Origin of the sequence: Bradyrhizobium sp. (assembly GCF_049586575.1) — a bacterium.
In the GTDB taxonomy this organism is placed as follows: domain Bacteria; phylum Pseudomonadota; class Alphaproteobacteria; order Rhizobiales; family Xanthobacteraceae; genus Bradyrhizobium.
The window spans coordinates 1-7014 of record NZ_JBAVCF010000447.1; the positions used below are offsets into that span (position 1 = coordinate 1).

Genomic DNA, 7014 nt, shown 5'->3' on the forward strand with positions numbered 1-7014 from the left:
TTCTGACCGCAACGCACATTTCGCTTGGCGAAATTTTCAAGTCGGCCATCTCACCTCATGTCTGAATTGCATTCTGGAACGTCATACCGCTCGCTTGCGCGTTTTTTGCTTTCGGATAGGCTTCCTCTCGAAAACAAAACGCGCCCGACGACAAAAACGATCGGGGGGACAGGGAGGGGTGTCATGCATCGCAGATGGTCTCTGGCGATTATCGGACTCGTTTTGATTTTGGCCGGCGGCGTGCTCGCCTGGCTAACGCAGACGTCCGGCGGAATTCAAATCCGCGACGTGCGCTTTCCCGGCGCCAAGGGCAACATCATGAGCGCCCTGCTTTACATTCCGCCGAACGCGACGCCCCAGCTACCCGCCCCCGGCATTCTCGCGGTCCACGGCTATATCAATTCACGCGAAACCCAGGACGGCTTTGCGATCGAATTCGCCCGCCGCGGCTATGTGGTGCTGGCGCTCGACCAGACCGGGCACGGCTATAGCGACGGGCCGGCCTTCGCGAACGGGTTTGGCGGTCCGGACGGCCTCGCCTATCTGCGCAGCCTCGATTTCGTCGACAAGAACAATATCGGGCTTGAGGGTCACTCGATGGGCGGCTGGACGGTGCTGGCCGCCGCGGCTGCGATGCCCAACGACTATAAGTCCATGGTGCTGGAGGGCTCTTCCACCGGCAAACCCTTTGCCGCCGAAGGTACAACGTCCTGGCCGCGCAATGTCGCGCTGGTGTTCGCCAAATATGAAGAGTTCCCGGAGTTGATGTGGGGCGTCGAGCACGCCCGCGATGTCACCCAAAGCCCGAAACTCCAGGCGCTGTTCGGCACGCAGGGGCCGGTCGAGCCCGGCAAGGAATATGGCGATCCCGCGCAAGGCACCGCGCGGGTATTGTATACGCCCGCGTTGACGCATCCCGCCGAGCATATTTCGGACGAGGCCATCGGGTACAGCCTCGACTGGTTTGCGAAAACCCTGAAGGGCGGGACGCCGCGCCCCTCCAGCGACCAGATCTGGTTCCGGAAAGAACTCGGCACGCTGATCGCGCTGATCGGCTTTGTCGTCCTTTTGCTCGGGGTGTTTGAAGGGCTGCTTGAGGCGCCGATCTTTTCCCATCTGAGGCTGCCTGCGGTTGCCGATGGCTCCACGCCGGCGCAAACGACCACGCAAGGCGGCCGCTGGGTCACAGCGTTGCTGCTATCGGCCTTCATCCCGGCGCTGACTTACTATCCCGCATTTGCGCTCGGCGGCAGCCTGGTCGCGCCGTCCCGCTTTTTGCCGCAAGGCATCACCAACCAGATTCTGGTCTGGGCTGTTATCAACGGCCTTGTCGCGCTCGCCTTGATGCCCTTTGCGCCGAAACGGGCGACCCGGTCCGGCATTATCGGGCCGTCGATCCTGATCGCGCTGGTCACGGTCGCGGCGGGCTATGCCGTGCTGTGGCTTTCCGACCTCGCCTTCAAGACCGACTTCCGTTTCTGGATCGTCGCCTTGAAGCTGATGAGCGCGAAGCAATTCCTGATCTTCCTGATCTATGTCCTGCCGATCACGGCGTTTTTTGTGATCGCGCTGCACATCCTGCACCGCAATTTCTCCTCGCTCGGCGCCTCGCGCGGCGCTCTCTATCTGACCAACATTCTGGCCTTGACGCTTGGCTTCATCGTGCTGGTCGGCGCGCAATACCTCACGATGTGGCTGTCGGGGAAACTGTTCAATCCGATTCCCGATCCCGGCTTCGTGCCGCTCTCCACGATCGTGGCGATTACGTTTGTGCCGCTCCTGGCGATATGCGCCGTCATCGCTACCTTCACCTGGCGGCGTACCGGCACGAGCTTTCCGGGCGCGTTGATTTGTGGCCTGTTCGTCACCTGGTACGTGGTGGCCGGCACCGCCACGCAGGCGGCGTTGTGACCACCGGGTAACGCAGGGCCGTGTGCTGAATTCGGTTCTTGCTTCACCTCCCCCGGAAAGGGAGAGGTCGGCGAGCCAAGAAGCGCTCTCGCGCTTCGAAGCGAGCCGGGAGGGGGTCACTTTTCGACTGCGACTCTCTTTGCGTTCGCGTCACCAATTGACCCCCACCCCAACCCTCCCCCTTTCAGGGGGAGGGAGCACACTTCCCTCTGCCGAAATATGAAGCAAAAAGATGGGCTGAAACCGCATAGCCCCTCGGCTTTCGCGCGCCGCCGGGCGGTGCTATAGCGCGGTGGCAAATCACTCCGGTTTCACGCGCGATTCCAAAAAGGCCCGATTCCCCATGGCAAAAATCAAGGTGACCAACCCCGTCGTCGAACTCGATGGCGACGAAATGACCCGGATCATCTGGCAATACATCAAGGACAAGCTGATCCATCCTTTCCTCGACATCGACCTGATGTATTTCGACCTCGGGATGGAATACCGCGACGAGACCAACGATCAGGTCACCGTTGATGCCGCCAACGCCATCAAGAAGGTCGGCGTCGGCGTCAAATGCGCCACCATCACCCCGGACGAGGCGCGGGTGAAGGAATTCGGCCTCAAGGAAATGTGGAAATCCCCCAACGGCACCATCCGCAACATCCTCGGCGGCTGCATCTTCCGCGAACCGATCATCTGCAAGAACGTGCCGCGGCTCGTGCCAGGCTGGACCAAGCCGATCATCATCGGCCGCCACGCCTATGGCGACCAGTATCGCGCCACCGACATCAAATTCCCCGGCAAGGGCACGCTGACGATGAAATTCGTCGGCGAAGACGGCACGGTCATCGAGAGGGAAGTGTTCAAGGCGCCGGGCCCCGGCGTTGCGATGGCAATGTACAATCTCGACGATTCCATCATCGATTTCGCCCGCGCCTCGCTCAACTACGGGCTGATGCGCAACTATCCGGTCTATCTCTCGACCAAGAACACCATCCTCAAGGTCTATGACGGCCGCTTCAAGGACATTTTCCAGGACGTGTTCGACCGCGAATTCAAGAAGGAATTCGAGGCCAAGAAACTCACTTACGAACACCGCCTGATCGACGACATGGTGGCGGCGGCTCTGAAATGGTCGGGCGGCTACGTCTGGGCCTGCAAGAACTACGACGGCGACGTGTAGTCCGACACCGTGGCGCAGGGCTACGGCTCGCTCGGCCTGATGACCTCGGTGCTGCTCACCCCCGACGGCAAGACCGTGGAGGCCGAAGCCGCGCATGGCACCGTGACGCGCCATTACCGCGAGCATCAAAAGGGCAAGGAAACCTCGACCAACTCGATCGCCTCGATCTTCGCCTGGACGCGCGGCCTGTCGCATCGCGCCAAGCTCGACAACAACGCTGCGCTCGCGAAATTCGCCTCGACTCTCGAGAAGGTTTGCGTCGACACCGTCGAGGCCGGCTTCATGACCAAGGACCTCGCGTTACTGGTCGGCGCCGACCAGCGCTGGCTCTCGACCAACGGCTTCCTCGACAAGGTCGCGGAAAACCTCACCAGGGCAATGGCGTAACGATCGTGCAGTTGGTCAAACATGTCGCCCTCTCCGCCCTCTTGTTGTCCGGTCTGGTTGTGAGCGCGAAGGCGCAGACAGCGCTTCCGGCCGCCGTCGCCGCGCCGGGAGAAACCGTTGTTCTCACCGCGCATGCCGAAGGCGCGCAGGTCTATGAGTGCAAAGCAGGCGCCGACGGCAAGCTCGCCTGGGTGTTCCGCGAGCCGATCGCCACGCTCCTGGTCGACGGCAAGACCGTCGGCCGGCACTATGCCGGGCCGACCTGGGAGCATGTCGACGGCAGCGCCGTGATCGCCAAGGCGGCCGGCAATGCGCCGGGCGCGTCCGCCGCCGATATCCCCTGGCTGAAACTGCAAGTGACGTCTTCGCGCGGTAGCGGCGTCTTGACGGGTGTTACCACCGTGCAGCGGATCAACACCAGGGGCGGCAAGCTCGAGGGAGCCTGCGACAAGACAGGCACTTTCAAATCGGCGCCCTATTCCGCGGAATACGTGTTCCTGAAAAAGGCTTGAAACGCCGCACGGCCGCCCGGCGCCCCGGCAGACATCGCTGAACCGCAAAATTAAGAGTCGAACCAGGCGCGGCTTCCCTGTAAGCCGCGCCTGATCATTTGTATGCAACCCGGCCCCAAAGAGCCACTTCGCCACCGCTGGAGGAATCCATGCCCGCCTATCGTTCCCGCACAACCACCCACGGCCGCAACATGGCCGGCGCCCGCGGACTGTGGCGCGCCACCGGCATGAAGAACGAGGACTTCGGCAAGCCGATTATCGCGATCTCGAACTCGTTCACCCAGTTCGTTCCCGGCCACGTGCATCTGAAAGACCTCGGGCAGCTGGTCGCGCGCGAGATCGAGAACGCAGGCGGCGTGGCCAAGGAATTCAACACCATCGCGGTCGACGACGGTATCGCCATGGGCCATGACGGCATGCTCTATAGCCTGCCCTCGCGCGAACTGATCGCCGACAGCGTCGAGTACATGGTCAACGCCCATTGCGCCGACGCACTGGTCTGCATCTCCAACTGCGACAAGATCACGCCCGGCATGCTGATGGCCGCGTTGCGGCTGAACATCCCGACCGTGTTCGTCTCGGGCGGACCGATGGAGTCGGGCAAGGTCAACATCAAGGGCACGGTCAGGTCGGTCGACCTGATCGACGCCATGGTTGCCGCCGCCGACGAGAAGGTCAGCGACGAAGATGTCGAGGTGATCGAACGCTCGGCTTGCCCGACCTGCGGCTCCTGCTCGGGCATGTTCACCGCCAATTCCATGAACTGCCTGACCGAAGCGCTCGGCCTGTCGCTGCCGGGCAACGGCTCGGTGCTGGCAACTCATGCCGACCGCAAGGGCCTGTTCGTCGAGGCCGGGCACCTGATCGTCGATCTGGCGCGGCGTTATTACGAGCAAGACGATGACCGCGTGTTGCCGCGGAACGTTGCGAACTTCAAGGCGTTCGAGAACGCCATGAGCCTCGATATCGCCATGGGCGGCTCGACCAACACCGTGCTGCATCTGCTGGCAGCCGCCTATGAGGGCGAAGTGCCCTTCACCATGAAGGACATCGACCGCCTTTCGCGCAAGGTGCCGGTGCTCTGCAAGGTCGCCCCGTCGGTGGCCGACGTGCATCTGGAAGACGTGCATCGCGCCGGCGGCGTGATGGCGATCATGGGCGAGCTTGAAAAGGCCGGTCTCGTTCACTCGGACCTGCCGAGCGTGCACTCGGCTTCGCTCGCCGCCGCGCTGGAGCGCTGGGACATCACCCGCACCAGGAGCGAGAGCGTCCGCAACTTCTACCTGGCTGCTCCCGGCGGCGTTCCGACGCAGACGGCCTTCAGCCAGGATCGCCGGTTCGAGGAACTGGATCTCGATCGCACCAGCGGCTGCATCCGCAGCGCCGAACATGCCTATTCGCGCGACGGGGGCCTCGCGGTGCTGTCCGGCAATCTCGCGGTGGATGGCTGCATCGTGAAGACCGCCGGCGTCGACGCCAGTATCCTGAAGTTTTCGGGCCCCGCCCGCGTGCTGGAGAGCCAGGACGCCGCGGTCGAAGCCATCCTGACCGGCAAGATCAAGGCGGGCGACGTCGTCGTCATCATCTATGAAGGCCCGCGCGGCGGCCCGGGCATGCAGGAGATGCTCTATCCGACCAGTTATCTGAAGTCGAAAGGCCTCGGCAAAGCCTGCGCGCTGATCACCGACGGCCGTTTCTCGGGCGGCACCTCGGGTCTATCGATCGGCCACGTTTCGCCGGAAGCGGCCGAGGGCGGCTTGATTGGCCTCGTGCAGGACGGTGACCGGATCGAGATCGATATCCCGGCGCGATCGATCAACCTCGCGGTCGACGATGCCGAACTGAAACGCCGCCGCGAAGCCATGCTCGCCAAGGGCGACAAGGCCTGGAAGCCCGCCAAGCGTAGCCGCAAGGTTTCGACGGCGCTGAAAGCCTATGCCGCGCTCACCACAAGCGCCGCCCGCGGCGCGGTGCGCGTGGTGAAGGATTAGGTCGGCCTCACCAAGGACCGCCCTTCATCGCCTTTTCGATCGCAGCCAGTGCCGCGTCGGCCTTCGCGCCATCGGGGCCGCCGGCCTGCGCCATGTCGGGCCGGCCACCGCCGCCCTTGCCGCCGAGCGCTTCGGACGCCACGCGCACCAGGTCAACTGCGTTATAGCGCGAGGTAAGATCGGCGGTGACACCGACCACCACGCCGGCCTTGCCGTCGCCGGTGACGCCGACAATGGCCACGACGCCGGAGCCCAGCTGCTTCTTGCCGTCATCGGCAAGGCTCTTGAGATCCTTCATCTCGATGCCTTCGACCGCGCGCGCCATCAGCTTGACATTGCCGACTTCGCGCACGCCTGCTGCGCCCGACCCGTTCGAGCCGGACGCGCCGCCGCCCATGGCAAGCTTCTTGCGCGCGTCCGACAACTCGCGCTCGAGCTTCTTGCGCTCGTCCATCAGCGAAGCGATCCGCGCCGGCATTTCTTCCAGCGGAGCTCGCAGCTCGGAGGCCGCGTTCTTGGCAAGCTGCATCGTGTCGTTGGCGTGCTTGCGCGCGTAATTCCCGGTCAGCGCCTCGATCCGGCGCACGCCCGAGGACACCGCGCTTTCACTGGTCACCGAGATCAAACCAATATCGCCGGTGCGTCTGACATGCGTGCCGCCGCACAACTCGACCGACCAGCCAAGTGCGTTCGCACCGTGCTCGCGCGCGGTCTTGCCCATCGAAACCACGCGGACCTCGTCGCCGTATTTTTCGCCGAACAGCGCGCGGGCGCCGGCCTCGCGCGCTTCGTCGACGCCCATCAGGCGCGTGGTGACTTCGTCGTTTTCCAGCACCACGTTGTTGGCGATGTCCTCGACGCGGGCGAGTTCCTCAGCCGTGATCGGCTTCTGGTGAACGAAGTCGAAGCGAAGGCGATCCGGCGCGACCAGCGAACCGCGCTGGGCGATGTGATCGCCCAACACCTGGCGCAGCGCCTCGTGCAACAGATGCGTCGCCGAATGATGGGCGCGGATTGAAGCGCGCCGGGAATGATTGACGTCGAG

At 63.5% G+C, this 7014-nt stretch carries 4 protein-coding genes and 1 pseudogene; 4 read left to right on the forward strand and 1 reads right to left on the reverse strand.

The features are described 5' to 3' along the window. The first annotated feature begins 183 nt into the window (after positions 1-183). The 4 genes and pseudogenes from WB528_RS17515 (at position 184) to ilvD (ending at position 5969) form a co-directional block, all read left to right on the forward strand. Positions 184-1911 carry an alpha/beta hydrolase family protein gene (locus WB528_RS17515; protein ID WP_423889665.1) on the forward strand — a complete coding sequence of 576 codons (1728 nt, stop codon included), beginning with the start codon at positions 184-186 and terminating at the stop codon, positions 1909-1911. Positions 1912-2254: 343 nt separating this feature from the next. Continuing rightward, a pseudogene (locus WB528_RS17520) lies at positions 2255-3466 on the forward strand (NADP-dependent isocitrate dehydrogenase). 11 nt (positions 3467-3477) lie between these two features. Beyond that, positions 3478-3978, forward strand: a complete 501-nt coding sequence (locus WB528_RS17525) for a DUF3455 domain-containing protein (protein WP_423889668.1) — start codon at positions 3478-3480, stop codon at positions 3976-3978. A 149-nt stretch (positions 3979-4127) separates the two neighbouring features. Continuing rightward, the gene (gene ilvD / locus WB528_RS17530) at positions 4128-5969 is read left to right on the forward strand and encodes a dihydroxy-acid dehydratase (protein WP_423889666.1); all 1842 of its coding nucleotides are present in this window, start codon (positions 4128-4130) and stop codon (positions 5967-5969) included. Between the two features lie 7 nt (positions 5970-5976). Here ilvD and WB528_RS17535 read toward each other — a convergent pair. Further along, positions 5977-7014: DHHA1 domain-containing protein (locus WB528_RS17535; protein WP_423889667.1), on the reverse strand; the 1038-nt coding region annotated here is incomplete at its 5' end.